Annotated in this window: 22 protein-coding genes; all 22 read left to right on the forward strand. The window is 63.5% G+C overall.

Annotated elements, in window-relative coordinates; genetic code table 11:
• Positions 1 to 842 (forward strand): LLM class flavin-dependent oxidoreductase (locus tag EN943_RS16510; RefSeq protein WP_127413561.1); only part of this gene is annotated, 842 nt, incomplete at its 5' end.
• 50 nt (positions 843 to 892) lie between these two features.
• Positions 893 to 2167 carry an acyl-CoA dehydrogenase family protein gene (locus EN943_RS16515; RefSeq protein ID WP_206522771.1) on the forward strand — a complete coding sequence of 425 codons (1275 nt, stop codon included), beginning with the start codon at positions 893 to 895 and terminating at the stop codon, positions 2165 to 2167.
• Entirely contained in the window at positions 2164 to 3381 is a 1218-nt protein-coding gene (locus EN943_RS16520; protein WP_127413565.1) for a GNAT family N-acetyltransferase, read from the forward strand. Before EN943_RS16515 ends, EN943_RS16520 begins: the two co-directional genes overlap by 4 nt.
• Positions 3382 to 3568: 187 nt before the next feature.
• On the forward strand, positions 3569 to 5263 hold the full coding sequence (locus tag EN943_RS16525; protein ID WP_245475869.1) for an ABC transporter substrate-binding protein: 1695 nt from the start codon (positions 3569 to 3571) through the stop codon (positions 5261 to 5263).
• Between the two features lie 28 nt (positions 5264 to 5291).
• Positions 5292 to 6938, forward strand: a complete 1647-nt coding sequence (locus tag EN943_RS16530; protein ID WP_127413569.1) for an ABC transporter ATP-binding protein — start codon at positions 5292 to 5294, stop codon at positions 6936 to 6938.
• Positions 6931 to 7896: an ABC transporter permease gene (locus EN943_RS16535; RefSeq protein WP_127413571.1), complete on the forward strand. Its 966-nt coding sequence runs from the start codon at positions 6931 to 6933 to the stop codon at positions 7894 to 7896. The genes EN943_RS16530 and EN943_RS16535 overlap by 8 nt, the downstream gene beginning before the upstream one ends.
• A gap of 4 nt (positions 7897 to 7900) precedes the next feature.
• Complete coding sequence (locus EN943_RS16540; protein WP_127413573.1) at positions 7901 to 8893, forward strand: ABC transporter permease; 993 nt, start codon at positions 7901 to 7903, stop codon at positions 8891 to 8893.
• 265 nt (positions 8894 to 9158) lie between these two features.
• Complete coding sequence (locus EN943_RS16545; protein ID WP_245475870.1) at positions 9159 to 10709, forward strand: ABC transporter substrate-binding protein; 1551 nt, start codon at positions 9159 to 9161, stop codon at positions 10707 to 10709.
• 18 nt (positions 10710 to 10727) lie between these two features.
• The gene (locus EN943_RS16550; protein ID WP_127413576.1) at positions 10728 to 11705 is read left to right on the forward strand and encodes an ABC transporter permease; all 978 of its coding nucleotides are present in this window, start codon (positions 10728 to 10730) and stop codon (positions 11703 to 11705) included.
• A gap of 4 nt (positions 11706 to 11709) precedes the next feature.
• Positions 11710 to 12552, forward strand: a complete 843-nt coding sequence (locus EN943_RS16555; protein WP_127413578.1) for an ABC transporter permease — start codon at positions 11710 to 11712, stop codon at positions 12550 to 12552.
• A complete protein-coding gene (locus EN943_RS16560) occupies positions 12549 to 14186 on the forward strand; it encodes an ABC transporter ATP-binding protein (protein ID WP_127413580.1) in 1638 nt (545 codons plus the stop codon). The genes EN943_RS16555 and EN943_RS16560 overlap by 4 nt, the downstream gene beginning before the upstream one ends.
• A gap of 176 nt (positions 14187 to 14362) precedes the next feature.
• The gene (locus EN943_RS16565; RefSeq protein ID WP_127413582.1) at positions 14363 to 15415 is read left to right on the forward strand and encodes a 2-oxoglutarate and iron-dependent oxygenase domain-containing protein; all 1053 of its coding nucleotides are present in this window, start codon (positions 14363 to 14365) and stop codon (positions 15413 to 15415) included.
• Between the two features lie 29 nt (positions 15416 to 15444).
• Positions 15445 to 16770: a PLP-dependent transferase gene (locus EN943_RS16570; protein ID WP_127413584.1), complete on the forward strand. Its 1326-nt coding sequence runs from the start codon at positions 15445 to 15447 to the stop codon at positions 16768 to 16770.
• A gap of 60 nt (positions 16771 to 16830) precedes the next feature.
• The gene (locus EN943_RS16575; RefSeq protein WP_127413586.1) at positions 16831 to 17865 is read left to right on the forward strand and encodes an ABC transporter substrate-binding protein; all 1035 of its coding nucleotides are present in this window, start codon (positions 16831 to 16833) and stop codon (positions 17863 to 17865) included.
• Positions 17866 to 17876: 11 nt separating this feature from the next.
• Positions 17877 to 18878, forward strand: coding sequence for an ABC transporter permease subunit (locus EN943_RS16580; RefSeq protein WP_127413588.1), 1002 nt, complete (start codon positions 17877 to 17879; stop codon positions 18876 to 18878).
• The gene (locus EN943_RS16585; RefSeq protein ID WP_127413589.1) at positions 18872 to 19663 is read left to right on the forward strand and encodes an ABC transporter ATP-binding protein; all 792 of its coding nucleotides are present in this window, start codon (positions 18872 to 18874) and stop codon (positions 19661 to 19663) included. The genes EN943_RS16580 and EN943_RS16585 overlap by 7 nt, the downstream gene beginning before the upstream one ends.
• Entirely contained in the window at positions 19660 to 19998 is a 339-nt protein-coding gene (locus tag EN943_RS16590; protein WP_127413591.1) for a hypothetical protein, read from the forward strand. The genes EN943_RS16585 and EN943_RS16590 overlap by 4 nt, the downstream gene beginning before the upstream one ends.
• 2 nt (positions 19999 to 20000) lie before the next feature.
• Positions 20001 to 21020, forward strand: coding sequence for an isopenicillin N synthase family oxygenase (locus EN943_RS16595; RefSeq protein ID WP_127413592.1), 1020 nt, complete (start codon positions 20001 to 20003; stop codon positions 21018 to 21020).
• Between the two features lie 417 nt (positions 21021 to 21437).
• On the forward strand, positions 21438 to 22472 hold the full coding sequence (locus tag EN943_RS16600) for an amino acid ABC transporter substrate-binding protein (protein ID WP_245475871.1): 1035 nt from the start codon (positions 21438 to 21440) through the stop codon (positions 22470 to 22472).
• Between the two features lie 13 nt (positions 22473 to 22485).
• Complete coding sequence (locus EN943_RS16605) at positions 22486 to 23679, forward strand: ABC transporter permease subunit (protein WP_127413594.1); 1194 nt, start codon at positions 22486 to 22488, stop codon at positions 23677 to 23679.
• A complete protein-coding gene (locus tag EN943_RS16610; protein WP_127413596.1) occupies positions 23676 to 24758 on the forward strand; it encodes an amino acid ABC transporter permease in 1083 nt (360 codons plus the stop codon). Before EN943_RS16605 ends, EN943_RS16610 begins: the two co-directional genes overlap by 4 nt.
• A 176-nt stretch (positions 24759 to 24934) precedes the next feature.
• A partial coding sequence (locus tag EN943_RS16615; RefSeq protein WP_127413598.1) for an LLM class flavin-dependent oxidoreductase occupies positions 24935 to 25309 on the forward strand: 375 nt, incomplete at its 3' end.

Raw genomic sequence — 25309 nt, forward strand, 5'->3', positions numbered from 1 at the left:
CCCATCAGGCGGCGACCTTCCAGCGCATATCGGGTGGCCGGCTGCTGCTCAACGTCGTTACCGGCGGCGATCCGCTGGAACAGAAACGCTTCGGCGACCACCTCGGCCACGACCAGCGCTATGAGCGCACGGGAGAGTTCCTCGAGATCCTGCGCGGCGTGGTCCTGCCCGCCGGTTCGGGCCGGCGCTTCGATTTCAAGGGCAGGCACTACGACATCCAAGGCGCCCAGATCGATTTCGGCAAATGGCCGCTTCCCGACATCTTCTTCGGTGGCGCAAGTGGTGCTGCGCAAGCGGTTGCCGCGCGCCATGTCGACACCTATCTGGTCTGGGGCGAGAGCCCGGCAACGGAAGCAGCGCGGGTGGTGCATATGCGCGAACTCGCCGCCGCACAGGGCCGCAGGCTGAGCTTCGGCATCCGCCTGCATGTCATCAGCCGCGATACCGAGGCGCAGGCCTGGGAGCAAGCCGAGAGGCTGCTGGAGCGACTGACGCCGGAGCGCATAGCGCAGGCGCAGGCAATCCTGGCGCGCACGGAATCGGCCGGCCAGCGCCGGATGAACGCCCTGCATAGCGACAGCGGCACCGCGGCGCTCACCGCGCGCCGCGTGCGCGATCTCGAAATATCGCCGCATCTGTGGGCCGGCTACGGCCTGGTTCGCGGCGGCGCCGGCACGGCGATCGTCGGCAGCCACGAGCAGGTCGCGTCCCTCATCGAGGAGTACCACGCCGTCGGCTTCGACCACTTCATCCTGTCGGGCCAGCCGCATGTCGAGGAAGCCTATCATTTCGCCGAAGGCGCGCTGGCGATCCTGAAATCGAAGGGGCTGCTCGCAGCCTGAAACATGTGCGGCCTCTGGTGGCCGCGGCAATGGAGCATGACGAAAAGACAATGTCGGACATTCAGATCTATCCGGGCCTCAGCGACGCCGAATTCGATAACTGGGTCGAGAAGGCCCGCGACGTGGCTCGGCAACTTGCGGCGACGGCGCTCGAACGCGACCGGGCAAACAAGGATCCGGTGGAAGAACTGGCGCTGCTGCGCGACAGCGGCCTGCTTGGCCTGGCTGCGCCGCGCGAATTCGGCGGCGCCGGCGCAAACCTCGTCCAGGCGCTTCAGATCAGCCGCATCATTGCAGCGGCCGACGGCTCGATCGGGCAGCTGGTCGCCTATCACTATTCCAATGGTGTCTGGACGTACATTCTCGGCACGCGCCAGCAGTGGGAAAAGACGGCGCGCGGCGTCGGCGCGCAAGGCTGGTTCCAGGGCGGCGTCAGCAACCCGCGCGACCAGTGGAACGAGATCGAGCATGTCGGCGGCCGCCGCTTCCTGAACGGCAAGCGCACCTTCGCCACCGGCGCCTCGGTAGCGCAAATCATCACCGTCAGCCTGTGGGACAATGGCAAACGCGCCCACTACCAGATCCCGCCGACGCGCAAGGGCATCAGCTTCGGCGGCGACTGGGACAATCTCGGCCAGAGGCTGACGGCGAGCGGCAGCGTCACTTTCGACCGTGTCGAAGTCTTCGAGGATGAGCTGCTCAGCGCCCTCGACGACTATGACGGCGATGTCGAATTGCGCGACGGCCTGCGCGTCCTGTTCAGCCAGCTCATCTTCATCAATTTCTATCTCGGCATCGCCGAGGGCGCTCTTGCCGCCGCCGCCGATCATGTCCGCCGCTTCGGCCGGCCCTGGCCGGAGTCCGGGCTGGAACGGGCGATCGACGATCCCTACCATCTGGTGCTGTTCGGCCGGCTCTCCGCCGGCATCGCGGCGGGCATTGCGATCGCCGACAAGGCCGCCGCGCTCTACGAGGCGGCACTGCATGCCGGCCCATCGGTCACCGGGCAGCAATGGGGCGAACTCGCAACGATCATCGATCAGGGCAAGATCGTCGCCAACGACGTCGTGCTCGACGTCACGGCGCGCATCTTCGAAGCGACGGGCGCGCGATCGACGGCCAACAAATATGGCCTCGACATCTATTGGCGCAACGCGCGCACCCATACTGTTCACGATCCGGTCTCCTACCGGGCGCGCGAGGTCGGCACATATCTGCTGGCCGAAACGCTGCCCAGGCCGCGCACCTATGCGCAGCCGCCGCAGCCGGAAGCGCATAGGCCGGAAGAACAGCCGGAAGCCGTGCTGACGCGGAAAGCGTCATGATATCGGATGTGCGCCTGCTGAGCGGGAAAGCCGAGCTCGCGCAGGCCGCGCGGACATTCCGCACGGCCATGGTCGGCCTGCCGCCGCTCGGCCCGGTCGACGACGCGCTGATCGACAGACTGTTCGAGCCGGATCGCACCTGGGGTGCCTTCGACGGCGAGACGCTCGTTGGCACAACCGACTCCTATTCGGGACGGATCGCGGTTCCCGGCGGCGCCTGGTTGCCGCAGGCCGCGGTCACCCATGTCGGCGTGCTGCCCACCCATACGCGGCGTGGCGCCGCCACGGCGCTGTTCAAGGCGCAGCTTCGCGCCGCGCGCGAGCAGGGTGAGGCGGCGGCTACCTTGCGGGCCTCCGATGCGCGCATCTACGGCAATTTCGGCTATGCGATCGCCAACACCTCCGTCAGCTTCGAGGTCGACACCCAGCGCGCGCGTCTGCGGGCGGGACTGGCGTCCAGGGCGCAGATTCGGCTGATCGACAGCGACGATGCCTGGCAGGGACAGGCACGGATCTACGCGGGCCAGCCCTTTCCGCGCGCGGGCGTCATCACGCGATCGGCCTATTGGTGGGATTTCCAGGCATTGCGCCAGGCGCACAGCGGCACGCCCAACTACGTCGCCGTTCACGGCGAGAAGGGTTCGGAAACCGGGTTCGTGCGCTATCACCCTGTCGGCCTCGACAGCTGGTTCACCAGCTCGGAACGCACCATCGTCGTCGACGATATCGTGGCCTACAGTCCAGATGCCTATGTCGCGTTGGTCGCACATCTGCTGGCGGTCGACCTGCCGCATCGCATCGTCTTCTGGAGCCGCCCCGCGGACGATCTGCTGCCGTGGTTGTTCGAGGATTTTCGAAGCGTTCGCATATCGGCTGTGCGTGACGAAACATGGCTGCGGCTCCTGGACATTGAAAAGGCTCTGACAGCCCGGTCCTATGCCGGGCAGGGCAGCGTCGTGCTGGAAGTCTCCGATGCCATCCTGCCCGACAACGCGACCAGGTTGCGCCTCTCGCCAGAGGGAGCCGAGCGCACCAATCTGTCCGCCGCCGTGGTGACGGACGTGGCCGCGGTTTCGGCGGCCTATCTCGGCGGCGTGAAGTGGTGGCAGCTCGCGCAGACGGGGCGCCTCGGTGCCTTCGACCGGGCTGCGGTCGAAACGCTCGACACGCTGTTCACGGCGCCGGCCTTGCCGCATTCCGGAACAATGTTTTGACAGGCGACGCTAATATAAAATTCAATTTGAAGGTGTCTCTGAAAAATAGGCAATTTTATCTCTAAATTGTAACTACGTTCTGCAATGGTATAGCGAATAATTTCTTTGTAACTGGAGAGAAGTAATGGCAACAAGAGTTGCGCGTAACCTATTTAAAGGAATTGCGGGCGGCCTGATGGCGCTTTCTATGATCGGATCTTCCGCGCAGGCGGAAGATCTGAAGCCTGGCGGTGTCCTGCGGATTGCTTCGATCCAGTCCGATCTCGATGCGTTCGATCCGCTCACCGGCTACAGCATCGATTCCTGGGAAATCCTGCGCGCGACGACGCGTCAGCTGGTGACCTATCCCGGCTCGCCCGCCGGCCTCAAGGAGGACACCACGCTGGTGCCGGATCTCGCCAAGTCCTGGGACATCAGCGACGACGGCAAGGTCTACACCTTCCATTTGAAGGACGACGTGTTCTTCTCCGGCAGCCTCGAGCGCAAGATCGTCGCCAGCGATTTCGTCTACGGCGTCAAGCGCTTCTGCGATCCCAACAAGCAGGTCGCCGCCATCAACTATTTCAACCTCGTGATCTCAGGCTTCGTCGACTATTGCAAGGAATTCGCGAAAGTGCCGACAGGCGATCTCGCGGCGACGAAGGCTTTCAGCGACGCGCATGAGATTGCCGGCGTCTCGGCTCCCGACGAGCACACGCTGGTCATCAAGTCGGACACCAAGAACTACGATTTCCTCAACATCCTTTCGATGAATTTCGTGTCGCCGGTGGCGCCCGAGATCGCGTCCAAATATTTCCCGGACTCGCTGGAGTCGCGCAAGAACCTGCCGTCCAGCGGCCCTTATTATGTCGATACCTATGAGCAGGGCCAGAAGCTGGTCCTGAAGAAGGCAAAGAATTTCAAGCCGGAGTCTGACCAGGCGCGCAAGGCCTATGCCGATGAGATCGACATCGATTTCACCGCCAACAGCGAGGACAGCGTCGTCCAGAAGATCATCGCCGGCGAGGCCGATCTGTCGCTTTACCTCGACATCCCGCCCATCCCGACGATCCAGCGCTTCCTGTCGCAGAAGAGCCCCAACATCCATGTGACGAACAGTGGATCGGCGAACTTCATCACCTTCAACCAGCGGCCGGAGGTCAAGAGCGACGGAGCCGAGGCGCTGCGCAAGCTGAAGGTCCGGCAGGCGCTGACCTATGCGGTGAACCGCGAACATCTGGCGCAGACCCAGGCCGGTTCGATCGGTGCGGTGCCGCTCACCCAGATCATCACCTCGACCATCCTCGGCTATGAGAAGTTCGACCCGTATCCGACCGAAAGCTACAGGGGTGATCCCGCCAAGGCCAAGGAACTGCTCTCCGAAGCGGGATATCCGAACGGCATCGCGTTCGACGCGATCTACAGGGGCAACGCACAGTTCGAAGCGATTGCGGTGACCCTGAAGGAGGATCTGGAAGCGGCTGGCATCACACTCAACCTGATCCCGATCCCGCCGACGCAGTGGTACGCTTTCATCCAGGATCCAAAGAGCCGCTGGGACGTGTCCCTGGGCGGAACATTCTCCCCGGACTGGCAGGGACCAAGCACGCGCATGCTGCTCGGCGGCTGGCTGAACTCGGACGCGGCACCTTGCGGCACCGGCAACGTCCACGCCATCTGCTACAGCAATCCGGAACTCAACAAGCTCGCGGCGCAGGCCTATCCGTCCGACGATCCGGGGCCGATCTGGACCAAGGCCGACAAGCTCGTCTCCGCCGACCTGCCTTGGATTCCGCTGTTCGAGAAGCGCAAGGTCGTGGTCACCTCCGATCGCCTCGCCAACTGGGTGTGGTCATCGCTGGCCGTCAACGCCGACATCACCAACATCGCCCTCAAGCAGTAGCAAGCCGGACCGGCAAAAGGAGGCGCGCGTGCCCATCTTCTCCGTCGCCGATCTGCGCGTCGCATTCGGCGCCGTGGACGTGGTGCACGGCGTTTCGTTCGCCGTCGAGCCCGGCAGGACGCTCGCCATCGTCGGTGAATCGGGATCGGGCAAGAGCGTATCGCTGCTCGGCGCCACCGGTCTTCTGCCATCAGCCGCCACCGTTCGCGGCAGCGTCCTGCACAAGGGCGATGAGATATTGGGCCTCGCCGCCGGCGATCTGCGCCGGCGGCGAGGCGCCGATGTCGGCTTCATCTTCCAGGACCCGCTCAGCAATCTTCATCCGCTGAAGACGATTGGCCAGCAGATCGCCGAAGCGGTCACCGCCCACCGCAAGGTGGGACGCGGCGAATTGCGGGAGCGCGTTCTCGATCTGCTGGCCGATGTCGGCATCCCCGATCCCTCGGCTCGTGTGAACGACTACCCCAGGCAGTTCTCCGGCGGCATGCGCCAGCGCGTGATGATCGCAGCGGCGATCGCGCTCAATCCCGGCCTCATCATCGCCGATGAGCCGACGACGGCGCTCGACGTGACCGTGCAGGCGTCGATCCTCGGTCTGCTGAAACGAATTCAGCAGGACTACGGCACGGCAATGATCTTCGTCAGCCACGATCTGGCCGTCGTTTCGGACATTGCCGACGATGTCCTGGTGATGCGCGCGGGGCATGTCGTGGAGCAGGCGCCGGCCGAACTGATTTACAGGGCGCCGCGCCAGGCCTACACAAGGGAGTTGCTCGGCGCGGCGCGGCTTGGTGGCCTTGTTGCACGCGGGGCGCGATCATCGCTACTCCCGGCGCTGCCGTCGAGGCCCGATTTGCTCTCCGTCTCGGCAATCGCGCGCTCCTTCGCGGGCCGCTCCGCCGCAGGCGGTCTGATCAGGCCGGTGCTCCAGAACATCTCGTTCACCGTCCGCGAGAACGAGATCGTCGGCCTCGTCGGCGAATCCGGTTCCGGCAAGTCGACGATCGGCCGGCTGATCGCCGGGCTCGACCGGCCGGACGAGGGCAGCATCTCCCTGCGTGAGCGTATCTATTCGCGTCCGGGTGCCGGCGGCATCGCCATCGACCGGCAATTGCGGTCGGACATACAGGTCATCTTTCAAGACCCCTATGCAAGCCTCAACCCGCGGCGGCGCATCCGGTCCATTTTGGCGGAACCCTTCATCATCGGAACCAGACTGGACGCCGCGGCGATACGCCAGCGCGTGCGGGATCTGGTGCGCGACGTCGAGCTACCCGACGACGTGCTGGATCGTTTCCCGGCCCAGCTTTCAGGCGGCCAGCGGCAGCGCGTCGCCATCGCACGCGCCATTGCGCTCGAACCCTCGTTGATCGTCGCCGACGAGCCGGTATCGGCACTCGACATCACGACGCAGGCAAAGATCATCAAGCTGCTGCAGACCATTCGCCGGCAGCGAGGCCTGTCGCTGCTCTTCATCTCGCATGATCTCGGTGTCGTGTCGGAACTGTGCGACCGCGTCATCGTGCTGGAGAAGGGCGTCATCGTGGAAGCCGGCGAGACAGGCCGCGTCTTCGGCGCTCCCCGGCATCCCTACACAGTCAGGCTGATAGACGCGATCCCCGGCAAGGCTCTGCAGCGCAACCCGGTTCCCGAGCGGATCGCCGCGCATGCCTGAAATCCATGCCCTGGCGTCCGTCCAGGACCATGTCCTGCTGGGGCATGGCGAGGTCGTGAAATCCTACAGGTCGCTGCTTCTGCGAGCACTGCTGCGCGAACGGTCCTTTCGCATCGGCGCGCTGATCATAGGCTTCGTCACCGCCGGTGCGCTGCTGGCGCCCGCGGTCGCATGGCTGCTGGGTCACGGGGTGACCGAGCAGTTCCGCGATACGGCGTTGACCGAGATGGGGCTGCCGACAGGCCCGACGCTTGAATTTCCGCTCGGCGCCGACGGCAATGGCCGCGACGTGCTGGTCAGGACGCTCTATGGCGCACGCGTATCGCTGGCCATCGCTATTCCCGCAACTACGCTTGCCATGGTCATCGGCACCGCCATCGGCCTCGTCAGCGGATTTCTCGCCGGCCGTGTCGACCGCATCATTTCGCAGGCGGTGGACGTCGCTTTGTCCTTCCCGTTCATCGTCACCGCGCTCAGCCTCCTGTCGCTGAACCGGGGTGCCGACGGCAAGCCGCTCGTGTCGCCTTCGCTGGTGGTCGTCCTGATCATAACCCTGTTCTCGTGGACGTATTTCGCCCGGCTGACGCGTGGCCTGGTGCTTGTCCTGCGCCGCAGTCCATTGGTTGAAGCCGCGCAGACGATCGGCGCCTCGAAGACCAGGATCATCGTGCATGAAATCCTGCCCAACATCGCGCCGGTGATCCTGGTCTACTGGGCCGTACAACTGCCGACCAACATCATCGCCGAAGCGACGCTTTCCTTCCTCGGCGTCGGCGTGCAGGCACCGCAGCCAAGTTGGGGCAACATGATCGCCGAGGCGCAGCGTTCATCCCTCTACCAGTTGCAGCCCTGGTTCCTGCTTGGACCTGGCATCGCGCTGTTTCTGACCGTGGCCGGCTTCAACACGCTGAGCGCCGGCCTGCGCAATGTCCTCGATCCCCATCGTCGCAGCGGGTGACGCCATGATCCGGCACACAGGCGGGCTGATCTTCCGGGCGCTCTCGACGCTGCTCATCGTGCTGGTGATCGCGTTCTTCATCACCCGCATTGCCTATCGCAATCCGGCCGCGATGCTGGCGCCGCGCAACGCCAGCCAGCAGGCGATCGATGCCATAGCGCACGCGCTGCGACTCAACGAGCCGTGGTATCTGCAGCTGTGGTACTACCTCTACCGCGGCCCCGATATCCAGGGCGCGCCGATGGGGATCGCGCACTGGCCGCCGGCGCTGGGCTACTCCTTCCGCAAGCAGACCCCGGTGACCGATCTCATCCTGTCCAAGGTGCCGGTGACGCTTTCGCTGGCCCTTGGTGCGGTCGTCATCTGGATGACGCTCTCGATCTTGCTTGGCGTGATTGCCGCGCGCCGGCAGGGCTCCTGGCTGGACAGGCTGATATCGGGCTTTGCCTATGCGAGCCTGTCGGTGCCGACGTTTCTCTCCGGCATCCTGATTTCCTACTTCCTGTTCTTCCAGTTCTCCAACTATGGGATCTTCTGGTTTCCGAGCAGCGGCTATGTGCCGCTGACGGAAAATCCGTTCGAATGGGCTCGCCATCTGGCACTGCCGTGGCTGACGCTGGCGCTTGCCGAGATCGGCATCTTCCAGCAGCTGGTGCGCGCAAGCATGCTAGAGGTTCTGGGCGAGGACTACATAAGGACCGCGCGCGCCAAGGGTGTTCCGGAATGGCGGGTCTACTACGATCACGCGTTGCGAGCAGCGCTCAATCCGGTGATCACGCTGGGTGGCCTGGAGCTTGCCGTCATCATGGGCGGGGCGATCGTCACCGAGACGATCTTCGGGCTGGACGGCGTCGGCCGGCTGGCGATCAACTCGGCGCTTGAAGGTGACTTTCCAGTCGTCATCGGGACGACGATCTTCGCGGCGGTATCGTTCGTGTTCTGCACCTTCGCCGTCGATATCATAACCAGATGGCGCGATCCGGCGAGCCAGTCATGACCGGCCGCCATCAGGCAATTCGCTCTCATTTCAGCGCCGATATTGGGAAAAATATCCGCTCGGGCTGACATCGATGAAGCACGTTCCCTTATCATAATCCTCTTTGTCTATAATCTTACCGCACAAACTCACGCCGCAATTCGCAAGCAGATCGGCCGCGTCATTCGGCGGAGCCACACTCTCCCGCGGAGCGACATCTCAGGCTCCGCGATCAATCACTCGACAAGGTGAATTCACGATGATCTCCCGCCTGTTGCGAACCATCATGGTATCTCTGGCAGCCACGCTTCCGGCGTTGACCGGACTTGCGGCACAGGAGGCAGACGGGACGCTCAACCTGATCGTCCAGCCGGAGCCGCCGACGGTCAATGTCGGCGTCAACCGTCTCGGCCCGACGACCTATGTCGGCAACAAGATCTACGAGAGCCTGTTGACCTATTCGGCCGATCTGAAGCCGCTGCCGCGCCTGGCGCAAAGCTGGTCGATTTCGGACGACGGCCTCGTCTACACCTTCAACCTGCGCCGCGATGTCAAATGGCATGACGGCCAGCCATTCACGGCCAAGGACGTGGTGTTCAGCTTCCAGAAGTTTCTGCCGGCACTTCAGGCCCGCTCGCGCCTCAACCTGGCGGAGGTGAAGGACATCGCGACGCCGGACGACCATACCGTGGTGTTCACGCTCAAGGCGCCGTACCCGGCCTTCATCTACGTCCACAACACCGCCGTGCTGCCGGCCCATCTCTATGAAGGGGTGAGCGACTTCCGCACCGCCGAGGCAAACAGCAAGTTCATCGGCACCGGGCCGTTCAAATTCGCCGAGTGGAAGAAGGGATCCTTCATCCACCTTGTCCGCAACCCCGACTATTGGGATGCCGGCAAGCCCCATCTGAATGACATCTTCTTCCACGTCATTCCTGACGCCAACAGCCGCGCCATCGCTTTCGAAACCGGTCAGGTGGATGTGCTGCGCGCAGGCGACGTCGAGAACTTCGACATAACGCGGTTGGCCGGGCTCGATGGCGTGCAACTGACCGAGGCAGGCTGGGAATTTCTGCAACCAGTCGGCTACATCCACCTCAACAACCGTCACAAGCCGCTCGACGATGCGCGGGTGCGCCAGGCGATCGCGCATGCGATCGACCGCCAGTTCATCATCGACACGATCTTTGGCGGTTTCGGCCACGAGACCAACGGCCCGCTGTCGCGTCTGTCTCGGTTCAAGGACACATCGGTCGAGACGAAATACGAATTCGATCCGGCCAAGGCCAATGCCATCCTCGACGAGGCCGGGCTGAAGCCCGACGCCAACGGTGTGCGCTTCGAACTGCAGTTCGTTCCCCTGCCTTATGGCGAGCTGTGGCAGCGGGAAGCGGAATATATCCGGGAGGCGCTGTCGCCCGTCGGCATCAAGGTCAACATCGTGGCGACCGACGTGCCGGGCTGGTTCAAGCGGCTGACCACCTTCGACTATGATCTTGCCGAGAACTTCGTCTACACCACGCCCGACCCGGCGATCGGCATCAGCTACGCCTACACCACGCTCGAAGGCGACAATGCGGGCACGACCGGCGGCAATGTGCATGGCTATTCCAACCCGGCCGTTGACAAGCTTTTGGCTGACGCCGCGCACGAGAACGACTTCGACAAGCGCAAGGCGCTCTACTCGCAAGCCCAGAAGATCATCTCCGCCGACGTGCCGCTCATCTGGACGCACGACATCGTCTTTCCGACGCTCTACCGAACCAAGGTCCGCAATCTGATCGCGACCGGTCTCGGCACAGATGAAAACTTCGCCGATGTCTGGCTGGCGAAATAGCTGGCGGGGCTGGGTAGGATGGATCGTCTTGGCTTCCTGACGGGACGGGCCGCCCGCGCGGTTCTCATCCTGTTTGGGGTTATCGTCCTCAACTTCGTGCTGCTGCGCCTCGCGCCGGGAGATGCGGCATCCGTCCTGGCCGGAGATCAGGGCGCGGCCGACCCAGCCTTTGTCGCGGAACTGCGCCATGACCTCGGGCTCGATCGCTCCGTGCCCGAGCAGCTATGGATCTACACCAAGTCGCTTGCGCGTCTCGACTTCGGCCAATCCTACCGCGACCAGCGTCCTGTTATCGACATCATCGCGGAGCGGCTGCCGGCAACGCTGCTTCTGACATTGACGGCGTTTGGCTTTGCGCTTGCGGCCGGCATTGCGCTCGGCTCGATCACCGCCCGGCATGCCGGCAGCCTGCTCGACACCATGCTGACCGGCATTTCGGTGATGTTCTTTGCCATGCCGCTGTTCTGGACTGGCCTGATGGCGATCCTGCTGTTTTCGGTCTGGCTGAACTGGCTGCCGTCCTACGGCATGCAGACGGTGGGCGAGGGCGGTTCGGATCTCTTGCTTGTCGGGGACGTCGCCGTCCACCTCATTCTTCCGGCCCTGACGCTCGGCCTGTTCTACATGGCCATCTACATGCGTGTGACGCGCGCCTCGGTGCTCGACGTGCTCGATCGCGATTTTGTCCGTACCGCCAGGGCCAAGGGCCTGAGGCCGGGCCTGATCTGGCGCCAGCATGTGCTGAGGAACGCGCTGCTGCCGATCATCACCTTCGCCTCCTTGCAGGCCGGGCAACTGATCGGCGGGTCGATCCTGATCGAGACGGTGTTCGCCTGGCCGGGCGTCGGGCGTCTCGCCTTCGATGCCCTCATGCAGCGGGACTACAACCTCTTGCTGGCGATCTTCTTCATCACCTCGGCAATCGTCGTCGTCATCAACCTGGTCGCGGATTTTCTCTACGTTGCCGCCGATCCGCGCATCGAAATGGGAGCTTGAGGCGATGGCCTTGCCGCGAACCCCGTTCCTCAGGCATCCGGGCGCCGTCGCCGGCGCGCTGATCCTGATCGCGATCCTGTTGATGGCGATCTTCGCCGGCGTTCTCTTTCCGGGCGATCCCTGGCGCATGGTCGCCCGCCCGAACCTGCCGCCTTTCAGCCCGGGTCATCTGTTCGGCACCGACATGCTCGGCCGTGATCTTGCGGCCGGCATCGCCCACGGGGCACAGGTCACGCTGCTGATCGCTCTGGCGGTGACGCTGCTCGCCGTCGCCTTCGGCACGGCGATAGGTGCTGTCGCCGGCTATTTCGGCGGCTGGGTCGACGACGTCGCCATGCGGTTCACCGAGTTCTTCCAGACCATCCCGAGCTTCCTGCTGACGGTCGTCATCGTTGCGATCATCGCACCTTCTCTGACCTCGATCATCCTGGCCATCGCAATCGTCAGCTGGCCGCAGATCGCCCGGCTGGTTCGGGCCGAGGTGCTGAGCCTGGTGAACCAGGACTTCGTGCGCGCGGCAAGGGTTGGTGGGCTGTCGACTGCCCGGATCATCTGCGGGCACATCCTTCCCAACGTATTGTCGCCGGTGATCGTTGCCGCTTCGTTGATGACGGCAACCGTCATCCTGATCGAGTCCGGCATCAGCTTCCTTGGTCTGGGTAATCGTGACTTCGTCTCCTGGGGCTATCTGCTCGGCACCGGCAGGACCGCCTTTCGCGTCAACTGGTGGCTGTCGACCATTCCGGGCCTGGCGATCTTCCTCACCGTTCTTTCCCTGAACCTCGTCGGCGACGGCCTGAACCATTGGCTCAACCCCCGCAACAGCAATCGCGGTGGGCGCGCATGACGGCTCTGGTCGAGATCGACGGTCTCTCCATCGCTTTGCCGGAGCACGCCGATCGGGCATTGGCCGTCGAAGACGTGTCGTTGCGCATCGAGCGTGGCGAAGTGCTCTGCCTTGTCGGCGAATCCGGATCCGGCAAATCGGTATTGGCCGCGGCCATTGCCGGCCTGTTGCCGTCAAAGCAGCTCCGGATCGCCGCCGGTGCGATCCGTTTCGATGGCCGCGACATTGCCGGGATCAGCGAGGCTTCGTTCCGCCTGCTGCGCGGCAAGCGCATAGGCTTCATCTTCCAGGAGCCGATGAGCGCACTCAATCCGGTGCTGACCATCGGCCGTCAGATCGAGGAAACGCTCGCCGCGCACGGTGGTGGCGACCGCAAGGCGCGCACCGCTCGCGTGCTGGAACTGGCGCGGGCAACCAGGCTTCCGGATCCCGAGACGATCATTCACCGCTACCCGCACCAGCTCTCGGGCGGACAGCGGCAACGGGTGATGATCGCCATGGCGATCGCCAACGATCCGGACCTGCTGATCGCCGATGAACCCACCACCGCGCTCGACGTCACGACGCAAGCGGAGATCCTGCGGCTGATCCTTGAAATCCGCGAAAGGCTCGGCCTCGCGATCCTGTTCATCACCCATGATTTCGGCGTGGTCGCCGATATCGCCGATCGCGTCGTGGTGATGAAGGAGGGCCGGGTGATTGAGAGCGGCAAAGCAGACGACGTCCTCGAAGCGCCGTCGCAGCCCTACACACGCCGCCTGATCGAAGCCGTTCCGGTTCTGCACGCCAATGAAACGGACAGACAGGACGCAGGGGAGCCGTTTCTCGTGGTCCGCGGGCTGAGCAAGACCTATCGTGATCGCCGTGCGCCCTGGCGGCGACAGGCATCCGCCACCAGGGCGCTTGATGGTGTCGATCTGACGATCGGGCGCGGCGAGACGGTCGCTCTCGTCGGTGAATCCGGTTCGGGCAAGACGACGCTCGGCCAATGCGTAGTCGGGCTGGCCGACTGGGATGAAGGCAGCCTGAGCTTCGACGGTCGCGATCTCGCCGGCACGACACGGGAGCGCACTTTACGTCCGCGTATTCAGATGGTGTTTCAGGATCCGTTCGCCTCCCTCAATCCGCGCCATCGCGTCCGCCGCATCCTTACCGAAGCCGCCATAGTCAACGGCCTTTCACGCGAGAGGGCGGAGGAGAGCATGTCCCGCCTCCTTGTCCGCGTCGGACTTGACCCCAGTGCGGCCGATCGTTTCCCGCATGCTTTTTCAGGCGGCCAACGGCAGCGTATCGGCCTGGCGCGAGCACTCATGCTTGAGCCCGACCTGCTCGTCGCCGACGAACCGGTCTCGGCCCTGGATGTCTCGATACAGGCGCAGATTCTCGACCTTCTGGCGGAAATCAAACGCGATCTTGGCTTGTCGATGCTGTTCATCACGCACGATCTTCGTGTCGCCTCGGCGATCGCCGACCGCATCGTCGTCATGCAGAGCGGCAAGATCGTCGAGGACGGATCCGCCGAGCAGGTTTTGACGCGCCCCGGATCCGACTATGCGCGTGCGCTGCTGGCGGCGGTCCCGGGCCTGTCCTGGGAGCGCAGCCGCAGCCGGATCGACCGGGCGGCCGCGGAATAGAGGCGTGATACCGGTCGCAGGCCAAAATCTACTAACTTTGTAGAATTAACAAAAACGCGCTGTCCGTCTTGCCCGAGCGATACTGGAATTCCCCCACCTGCCACCGAAAGGGATGACGTTTTCTTTGTTTCCATCGCCTGCGGTGCGACGCTTCGATCACCAAACGAGAGGTCGAAATGAGCAGTTCTGCCAACAAGGGAACGATTCCGGTGCTGGATTTTTCTCGCTATGAAGCCGATCCGGCATCTCGCAAAGAATTCATCGAGGGGCTGCGGCGCGCTGCACGCGATGTTGGCTTCTTTTACCTGACCGGACATGGCATCGCGCAGTCCCTGATCGACGATGTGCTTGGCGCGTCACAACGTTTCTTTGCCTTGCCTGACAAGGACAAGCTCCAGATAGAGATGGTCAACTCGCCGCATTTCCGCGGCTACAACCGGGTTGGACAGGAGCTGACGAAAGGCCAGAGGGACTGGCGCGAGCAGGTCGATATCGGCTCGGAAGCGCCGGCACTTCCGCGCGCCGCGCAACTGCCGGCGTGGACGCGCCTACAGGGACCGAACCAATGGCCAACCGCCTTGCCAGAGCTGAAGCCGCTACTGCTGGAGTGGCAGGATCGCCTTACCGATCTTTCGACGCGCCTGCTGAAAGCCTTTGCCATTGTCCTGGAGCAGGATGAGGGTGCTTTCGAAGCCATCTATGCCGGCACGCCTAACCACCTCATCAAGATCATCCGCTATCCCGGCCGTGACGCGACCGAAAGCGAGCAAGGCGTCGGCGCCCACAAGGACAGCGGCTTCCTGACGCTGCTACTGCAGGAAAGGCAGAAGGGGCTGCAAGTCGAAGGCGCCGATGGCGGCTGGATCGACGCCGAGCCGCGCGCCGGCACCTTTGTCGTCAACATCGGCGAACTGCTGGAAATGGCGACCGACGGCTACCTGAAAGCCACCGTGCACCGGGTCGTAACGCCACCAGCCGGCACCGACCGGCTGTCGGTCGCCTTCTTCCTCGGCGCTCCGTTCGATGCCGAGATTCCGCTCCTGGATCTGGCGCCGCACCTGAAGGCGCAGGCGAACGGGGTCACCCGCGATCCGCAGAATCCGCTCTACCGCAATTCCGGGCAAAACGCGCTGAAGAGCCGGTTGCGCTCGCATCCCGACGTCGCGCGGCGCCATCACGCCGATCTGCTGGCCGCCCAGGCACGCGCCGAAGCTGTCCCGGTCGCTTGACCGCCGCAACCATCAGGAAGGAACGATAAATGACCCTGGAAAATCTTTCTCCCGAGACCCTTGCCCTTCACGGCGGCTCCTGGCGCGCCGATCCCGCCAACGGCGCCGTCGCCGTACCTATTTACCAGACCACGTCCTACCAGTTCCAGGACACCGGCCATGCCGACCGGCTATTCGCCCTCGATGAGATCGGCCATATCTACACGCGCGTCTCGAACCCGACGCAGGATGCGCTGGAGACCCGCATCGCGGCGCTGGAAGGGGGTGCTGCTGCCCTTCTTGTGTCCTCCGGCCAGGCGGCCTCGGCCTATTCGGTGCTGAACCTTGCCGGCGCCGGCGACAACATCGTCTCCGCCACAGATCTCTATGGTGGCACCTGGGCCCTCTTTGCCGCGACCCTGAAGCATCTGGGCGTGGAAGTACGGTTCGTCGATCCGTCCGACCCTGAGAATTTCCGCCGTGCCACCGATGCGCGGACACGCGCCTACTATGCGGAATCGCTGCCCAATCCGAAGCTCCAGGTCTTCCCGATCAAGGAAGTCGCCGACATCGGCCGGTCGCTCGGTGTGCCGCTGATCGTCGACAATACCGCGGCACCGCTGATCATCCGGCCGTTCGATCATGGCGCGGCGGTCGTGGTCTATTCGGCGACGAAATACATTGGCGGCCACGGCACCTCGATCGGCGGCATCGTCATCGACGGCGGCAACTTCCCTTGGGAAGACCATGCCGAACGTTTCCCGACGTTGAACCAGCCCGATCCAAGCTATCACGGCAAGGTCTGGGTCGAGGCGGCCAAACCGCTGGGACCGGTGGCCTATGTGCTGCGCATCCGCACCGTGCTGCTGCGCGACGTCGGTGCCGCGATCAGCCCGTTCAATGCCTTCCAGCTGCTGCAGGGCCTGGAGACGCTGCCGTTGCGCATCCGCCAGCACAATGAGAACGCCATCAAGGTGGCGGAGTTCTTGCGCGGTCATCCCAAGGTAAGCAACGTCATCTTCCCGCGCTACCAGACGGGCGAGAGCAAGCGTCGCGCCGATGCTTATTTCCGTCAGGGCAGCTACGGCGCACTGGTCGGGTTCGAACTCAAGGATGGCCGCGAGGCGGGGCGTTCCTTCATCAACGGGTTGAAGCTGCTCTATCACGTCGCCAACATCGGCGATGCGCGCTCGTTGGCTATCCATCCATCGACCACGACCCACTCGCAGCTTTCGCCGGAAGAGCAGCTCGCGACCGGCGTGACGCCCGGTTATGTCAGGCTTTCTGTCGGCATCGAGCATCCCGACGACATCATTCGCGATCTTGAACAGGCGCTCGACCAGGCCGTCGGCGATCGCGAATTGAAGGCCGCCTGAGGCATTTCTGCGGGCGAACAAATCGCCGGCTCCACATCGATCCGATCACAGGAGGGGACAATGACTTCCAGCAGGAAAATCGCGGCAACATCGAAGATCTCGCGGCGCGGCGTGTTGCGCGCCGCCGGTACGCTCGGTGTTGGCGCCGCGGCTGTGGCCCTGCTCGCCAGGCCGACCAGCTACGCCATAGCCGGCAATGCGACCAAGGTGCGGTTATCATGGACCGAGTTCGCGGCCTGCCATTCGCCGATCGCCTTCGCCCTTTCGAAGGGCATCTATGCCAAGCATGATCTCGACATCGAACTCTACTATCAAGGTGCCAGCGGCCAGACGCTGATCCAGTCCATCGCCACCAACAAGACGGATGCCGGCGCCGGCTTGCTCTATGACTGGGTCAAGCCGCTGGAGCAGGGACTGGACGTCAAGCTGTTCGTCGGCTCACATGGCGGCTGTACAAGGCTGCTGGCGTCCAAGGCCTCCGGCGTCACCACGCTCGAAGGACTGAAGGGCAAGACCATCGTCTCCTACGACGTCGCCAGCCCGCCAAAGCATTCCTTCCAGGTTGCGCTGGCCAAGGCAGGCCTCGATCCCGAAAATGATGTGAACTGGCTCAACGTGCCGTTCGATCTGGTCGGCGAAACGGTCGGCAAGGGCCAGGCCGATGCGCTGGCGCATCTCGATCCGTGGGCCTATTCCCACAAGAAGAAGTTCGACCTGGTGGAGGTTGCCAACACGCAAACCGGATCTTTCGAGGGCGCGGTCTGCTGTGTGCTTGGCGTCAATTCGGCTTTCCTGGACGCCAACAAGGATGCCATCCGGCGGCTGGCCGAAGCCGACATCGAGATCCACGAATATGCGGCGGCGCATCCAGACGAGGTGGCAAAGTGGTTCGTCGACAATCTCAACCCGGGCTTCCCCTTTGAAGATATCCGCGACGAGATTGCGTCATGGGTGTTGCACAACCATCCGGTTGGCAAGGACCTGCAGGATCAGGTGAAGCATGCGGCCGCCGATCTGTCGCTGATCAAGGTGCTCGATCCCACCACCGACCCGGCGGAACTCGCGCAGCGGGTGACGGTCGACATTCTGGCCTGACGGTTGCGGTGATGAGCGCAGCGGTCGACAAGGACGCAGGCGAAAAGAGTGTTTCTTCCGCTTTTGCCGGGCCGGTGTGGAAGCACGGGCTCTATGCCGCTTCGGCCTGGCTGCTCGCTGCCATTGTCACGGTTGCCTTCCCCGATGTCGTTCCGTGGGGCAGCCGCGATGTCTTCGTCGCCCTGCTGGTCGCCGGAGCGATAATCCTTGCCGGTCTTGCGTTCAGCGTCGAAAAGCTTGGCGGATTTGGCCGCGGGCTGATGCACTACGGTCCATGGCTGATTGTGCTGGGCCTTTGGTTCGCGCTCTGGGAGTTGATCACCGCCAAGCTCGGCTGGATGCCGAAACCATTCTTCACGCCGCCGCACGGCCTCCTGCATGTCTATATCGTCGACTGGCAACGCATCCTTATCTGCATCGCCTACACCGCGCGGCTGTGGACCATCGGCTTCTTCAGCGGCATCATTGTCGGCTTCATCGGCGGCGTGGCGCTAGGCTGGTCCAAAAACTTCGCCTATTGGGGCATGCCGGTGCTGAAGCTGATCGGCCCCGTGCCGGCGAGCGCCTGGATCCCGGCAACCTTCTTCCTGTTCCCGACGACGTTCCAGGCGAGCCTGTTCCTGGTCGCGCTTGCATCCGGCATACCAGTCGCGATCCTGACCGCGTCGGGCGTCAATTCGGTCAACCGCTCCTTCTACGACGTGGCGCGTACGCTTGGCGCCAGCAGCCGCTATCTGGTTCTTCGCGTGGCGATACCGGCCGCTCTGCCGCATGTCTTCGTCGGCCTGTTCATGGGGCTGTATTATTCCTTTGCCGTGCTGGTGGTCGCCGAAATGCTCGGCGCGAAATACGGTCTGGGCTGGTATCTGCAGTTCCAGACGGCCTATTCGGCCTACGCCAACGTCTACGCGATGCTGATCGTCATGGCATTGCTCTGCTCGGGTCTGGTCAAGCTGCTGTTTGTCGCGCGCGACCGGCTGCTCGGTTGGCAGAAGGGTGTCGTACAATGGTAGCCTTTGGCACCACTCGCGTCGCGGTCGATGACGCTGCCGGTCTTTCCGTCGACTTCCAGGGCGTCTCGCACCGATACGATCTGGATGGGCAGCCCTTGCCGGTGCTGCGCCAGATCGATCTGACGGTGGCGCCGGGTGAGTTCGTGGCGCTGCTCGGCCCGTCCGGCTGCGGCAAGTCGACCTTGCTGCGGCTTGCGGCAGGGCTGGAACGGCCGAGCAGCGGTGAGGTGCTGGCAGATCAGGCAATCGTCGTCGGACCGGATCCGTCGCGCGTCCTGGTGTTTCAGGACCCGACGCTGTTTCCGTGGCGGACCGTTCGCGACAACGTCGCCGTCGGACCAGAAGCGCGCGGCGTCCTGCCTGGCAGTCAGAAGCGGATCGATGATGCGCTTCGCCTGGTCAAGCTCGAGGCATTCGGCTCCGCCTTTCCGCACCAGCTGTCCGGCGGCATGGCGCAGCGCGCCGCGCTGGCGCGTGCCCTGGTCAACGACCCGCGCCTGCTGTTGCTCGATGAGCCGCTGGGCCGGCTGGACTCACTCACCCGGCTGACCATGCAGGAAGAGCTTTTGGCGCTCTGGCGGCAGGCCGGATACACGGTCATTCTGGTCACCCACGATGTTGAAGAGGCGCTGCTGTTGTCCGGGCGCGTCATCGTGCTGACCGAGCGCCCGGCGCGCATCAAGGCCGAGGTTGCGGTCGACCTGCCCTACCCGCGGCGGCGCGACGATCCGCGCATCGTAGCCCAACGCCAGCACATCCTGGAGATTCTCGGGTTCTCGGCATGACCGAAAATACGCCGGCATCCGTCAGAAAACTGTTTTCGCCGCGCTGGCTGGAAGCGGCGGGAATTGTCCTGACGCTCATTGCCCTCGTCTGGTGGGCGATCGTCTATGCGCAGGTCATGTCGAACACCGGCTTTCCGATCGAGCGCACGCTGCCATGCCTGCTGCAGACGTCTGACCGCTGCTCGCTTGCCATGTCGCTGTGCAAGACTTGGCATTTCCTCGGCATCCGGCGCTATTCGCCCGAACTGTTGTGGACCGGAGCGATCATTTCCAGTTTCGCGCTTCTGTGGGGGAGCTTCATGCAAAATCCAAGGCAGAGAAAAGAAGGAACCTGACCATGCCCAGAATTGTGCCGGTGCTCGATCTGAGCCGTCTCGAACAAGGTGCGTCCGAGTATCGTACCTTTCTCCTCGACCTGCGCACGGCGGCTCGGGACGTCGGCTTCTTTTATCTCAGCGGCCACGGAATTTCGGCCTCGGAGATCGACGACGTGCTCGATGCCTCGCGGCGGTTCTTCGCGCTGCCGGAGGCCGACAAGCTGGCGATCGAAATGGTCAAATCCCAGCAGTTCCGCGGCTACACCCGCGCCGGTGGCGAACTGACCAAGGGCGCGGCCGACTGGCGTGAGCAACTCGACATCGGCGTCGAGCGCCAGCCCATAGCGCAGGGACCTGGAATTGCTCCGTGGACACGGCTGCAGGGGCCGAACCAGTGGCCGTCCGCACTGCCGGAGCTCAAGCCGGCGCTGCTGGCATGGCAGGCCAAGGCGACCGCGGTGGCGATTCGGCTGCTGAAAGCCTTCGCGCTGTCGCTTGATCAGCCCGAGGACGCCTTCGACGCGATCTACCGGGACTCGCCCAACCATCGCATGAAGATCGTTCGTTATCCCGGCCGTGACGCGACCGAAGGCGACCAGGGCGTCGGCGCGCACAAGGATGGCGGTTTCCTGACCCTGCTGCTGCAGGACGACAACAAGGGGCTGCAGGTCGAATATGACGGAAGCTGGGTGAATGTGGATCCGCTGCCTGGAACGCTGGTCGTCAACATCGGCGAACTGCTCGAACTGGCATCGAATGGATATCTGCGGGCCACCGTGCACCGCGTCGTCACGCCGCCTGCCGGCGTCGAGCGGATTTCCGTTCCCTTCTTCTTCAGCGCGCGGCTCGATGCGACCATCCCGCTTCTCGGCCTTTCCGAGGAACTGGCGGCACAGGCGCGCGGACCGGCAAGCGATCCCGACAACCCCTTGTTCCGCGATGTCGGCACCAATGTGCTCAAAAGCCGGCTGCGTTCCCATCCCGACGTGGCACGCCGCCACTATGCCGATCTTCTCGAGACCGGAACGGCTGGTTCGTGAGGTCATCGGCGCACGAATTTTTGCCGTTTCATATATTTTTTGGAATGCCATTCGTGGCCAAGGCTTCGAAATAAGCTCAAAAAGGTAAAATCGTTCGGCGGTTTCCTCCCATTCCGCTGGACGGTGTTCCCCTCTGAAGGTTTTGACCTTCTTTTGGCCGGGCCGTATTCGAGCCCGGCCATTTTTTTCCCGGCACGCTGGAACGCGTCTTTCGCGGAGGTCATCGATCCGGGACAAAGCAGGTTCGCATTCGCCGCCAATGTGCATTTTCGAAGCAATCTGCTTTCCGGACAGGCAAAAAATTGGATTGCCGTTCCTTAGTCTACAAAAATTATAGAGTTAACTTCGGGGCAGTCGAACAGAGCGGGGGACGATCCGCGATCGGCTGGCAACAATGAACCTCAGGAGTTGACTGACATGACGATTGCAATGCGGCCTGGCGCCGGCTGGAGGACGGCACTGGCGACGACGCTGGTGGTGGCGGCGGGACTGTTCTCGACCGCGACCTATGCCGGCCCGACGCTCGACAAGATCAAGGAACGTGGCTCGATCAAGGTTGGCGTCGGCACGACACCCGGCTTCTTCTCACCGGACAGCAATGGTCGGTGGCAGGGCTTCTTCGCCGACTATGGTCGCGCCCTGGCGATTACTGTCTTTGGCGATCCGGAGAAGGTGGAGTTCACCAACTCTTCGCCGCAGCAGCGCCTGCCGGCGCTCCAGGCTGGTGAGTTCGACATTCTGCTGTCGGGCGTGACGGTAACGATCACGCGTGCCTTCCAGCTCGGCTTCCATTTCGGTCCGACGATTTTCTACGATGGCCAGGGCATCCTTGTGCGCAAGGACCTCGGCGTCACCAAGGCAGCCGACCTGGACGGTGCCACGATCGGGGTTCAGAGCGGTACGACCGGCGAGTTGAACATCGCCGATTTCTTCCGCAAGACCGGCAAGAAGTTCACTCCGGTGACGATCGAGGACACCGGCGAATTCATCAACGCGCTGGAGACAGGGCGCGTCGACGCCATCACGCAGGACTCATCCGATCTCGTTGGCAAGCGCACCCAGTTGAAGAAGCCGGATGACTACATCATCCTGCCCGAGCGGCTGTCGAAGGAGCCGCTCGCACCGGCGATCGCCGGTGGCGACGACCGTTGGCTCGAAATCGTCAACTGGACGGTCAACGCAACCATCCAGGCCGAGGAATGGGGCATCACCAGCAAGAATGTCGACGAGTTCCTGAAATCGCCGGATCCGGCCATCCAGCGCTTTCTCGGCGTCGACCCGTCGCTCGCCCAGGCGATCGGCCTCGATCCGAAATGGGCCTATAATATCGTCAAGACCGTCGGCAACTACGGCGAAATCTATGACCGGAACCTGAAACCGCTCGGTTGGGAGCGCGGCTACAACAGTCTGTGGACCAACGGTGGTCTGCTGTACTCACCGCCGTTCCGATAAGACGCTTCAGCCAATGTCATTGACGGACGAAACCGTGCCGGGTCCAGACGGACCCGGCATTTTACGCAAGGTGTCCCGGTGGTGGGGCGACTGGCCGCTGACCCAGATCGCGGTGATCGCGGCTGTCATCGCCCTGTTCTGGCTGCTCGGCCACAACACGGCCGCGACCATGGCGCGCATCGGCATCACGCCGGGGTTCGACTTCCTCGGCAGGCCGGCGAATTTCGAGATCGGCGAGGCGCCGATCGCTTTCAGGGCGGGCGATCCCTATGCGCGCGCGATCCTGGCCGGTCTTCTGAACACGCTGACGGTGGCAGTGCTTGGCTGTCTGCTCGCCACCATCCTCGGCGTTGCTCTCGGTGTTGGCGGCCTCTCGGGCAATCTGTTGCTGGCCGCGCTCGTGCGCTGGTATGTCGAGATCGTCCGCAACACGCCGCTTCTGCTTCAGCTGTTCTTCTGGATTTCGCTGGCAAAATCGTTTCCCTCGCCACGCCAGGCGCTCTCGGTCTTCGGCAGTTTCTTCCTCACCAACCGGGGCGTGTTCGTTCCGGGGCTCGGCTTTCACGGTGTGTCGGCGCCGACGCTTTGGCTGCTTGTCGGCCTCGCCTTGGCCTATCTGGCTTTCCTTTGGAGGGCGCGACGCGAGGGCAGCTTGTCTGCCAGGCACCTGGGCATCGCAACCGCGGGACTGCTGGCTGGCGCTGTGCTGGCCTTTCCTCTAACCGGAGCCGGTGCGAGCTGGGAGATACCGGCGCTGGCCGGCTTTAACATTCGCGGCGGCTACAATCTGACGCCGGAATTCGCGGCACTGTTGACGGGCCTGGTGGTCAAGTTTTCGGCGGCAATCGCCGAGATCGTGCGAGCCGGCATCCAGTCGGTCGACCGTGGCCAATGGGAAGCGTCCCGGGCGCTTGGCCTGCACAGCGGCCAGATCATGCGGCTCGTCGTGCTGCCGCAGGCCTTGCGCGTCATCACGCCGCTGACAACGTCCAGCTACCTGGACCTGACCAAGGATTCCAGCCTTGCGGTCGCCATCGGCTACCCTGATCTCGTCAGCATCATCAACACCACCGCCAACACGACCGGGCAGTCGCTGGAAGCGCTGACACTGCTGATAGCCATCTATCTGGCGATCAACCTGTCCGTCTCGGCCGCCATGAACCTCTACAACCGGCGTGTCGCTCTCAGAGGAATTGCGAGGCCATGAGCATCTCCGACGCTGTTTACGCACGACCGTGGCGATCGTCGGCAACGCTGCGGACTTTGAAGACCGGGCTTTTCGGCACGCCGCTCAATTCGGTCATCACCATCGTTACGGTGGCGTTGCTGGGCTGGATCGTACCGCCGCTGCTGCGCTGGGGCATATTCGACGCGACATGGACCGGAACCTCAGCCGACTGCGCACTCGCCAACGGCGCATGCTGGGCGTTCGTGGGGGCGAAATTCCGCTTCATCCTGTTCGCCTTCTATCCGCCGGCGCTGCAATGGCGCCCGCTGGTCGTCATGGTGCTGCTGCTGGGGCTCCTCGTCATCACCGCTCAGCCGCGATTTTGGCGCAAGGGACTGCTCGTCGCCTGGTTTGTCGTCGTTGCCGTCAGCTGGAGCCTGATGTCCGGCACGCTGGTGCCTCCCGCCGTCCCATCGAACCAGTGGGGCGGGCTGGCCGTCACGCTGTTCGTATGGTCGGTCTGCTTCGGCCTGGCGACGCCGCTGGCGATCCTGCTCGCCCTGGCGCGGCGTTCCAGCATGGGCGGCCTGCGCACGCTTGCGATCGCCTTTATCGAACTGATGCGTGGCACGCCGATGGTGGCCATCCTCTATGTGGCGATGCTCATCCTGCCAATGGCCGTTCCGAATGGCCAGCTGATCGACAAGAATGTCCGGGCGATGATCATGATCACGCTGTTCTGGTCGGCCTATGTCGCCGAGGTTGTTCGTGCCGGCCTCCAGGCAATACCGGCGGGCCAGCACGAGGCCGCGACCGCGCTTGGCCTCGGCTATTGGCGCACTATGCAGCTCGTTGTCCTGCCGCAGGCGCTGCGCCTGGTCATTCCCGGCATGGTCAATCTGGCGATCGGCTTCCTGCTGGCGACATCGCTGCTTGCCGTCATCGGCATTTTCGACCTGCTCAATGCGGCCCGATCCTCGGCGGCCGATCCGCAGTGGCTCGGCTACTACGACGAGGCCTATCTGTTCGCTGCGCTGATCTATTTCGTGCTCTGCTTCGGCGGCTCACGCTACAGCCTCTGGCTGGAGACATATCTGCGCCGGTCGCAGCGTCATTGAGGCCCTAAGCTCGCCGGAGGCCTGCCGGCGGAGCGCTGTGCCATTTTGCGCTGGTGGCGGGGAAGCGAATGCTGCGGAAGCGCACCGCGGCGGAACGCAATACCTTCCCCGTGCCTTGACGGAGGCCGATCCTCGTCGAGATTTGTTCAGTCCCCAACGTTCGAGATATCCGCCAAATGACACGGAAACAATTGCGCCTCGGCGCCTTCATGCGCCCCGTCAGCCTGCACACCGGCGCCTGGCGCTATCCGGGTGCCTATGCCGACGCCAATTTCAATTTCGCGCATCTGAAGCGCTTCGCCCAGACCCTGGAGGCGGCGAAGTTCGACGCCTTCTTCATGGCCGACCATCTGGCCGTCCTCAATATGCCGATCGAGGCGCTGCGGCGCAGCCACACGGTCACCTCGTTCGAGCCGTTCACGCTTTTGTCGGCGCTCGCCGCCGTCACCGACCATATCGGGCTGGTCGCCACCGCATCGACCACCTTCGACGCGCCCTATCATGTTGCCCGCCGCTTCGCCTCGCTGGACCATATCAGTGGCGGGCGCGCC

This window comes from Mesorhizobium sp. M7A.F.Ca.US.006.01.1.1, from assembly GCF_003997935.1.
GTDB lineage: Bacteria > Pseudomonadota > Alphaproteobacteria > Rhizobiales > Rhizobiaceae > Mesorhizobium.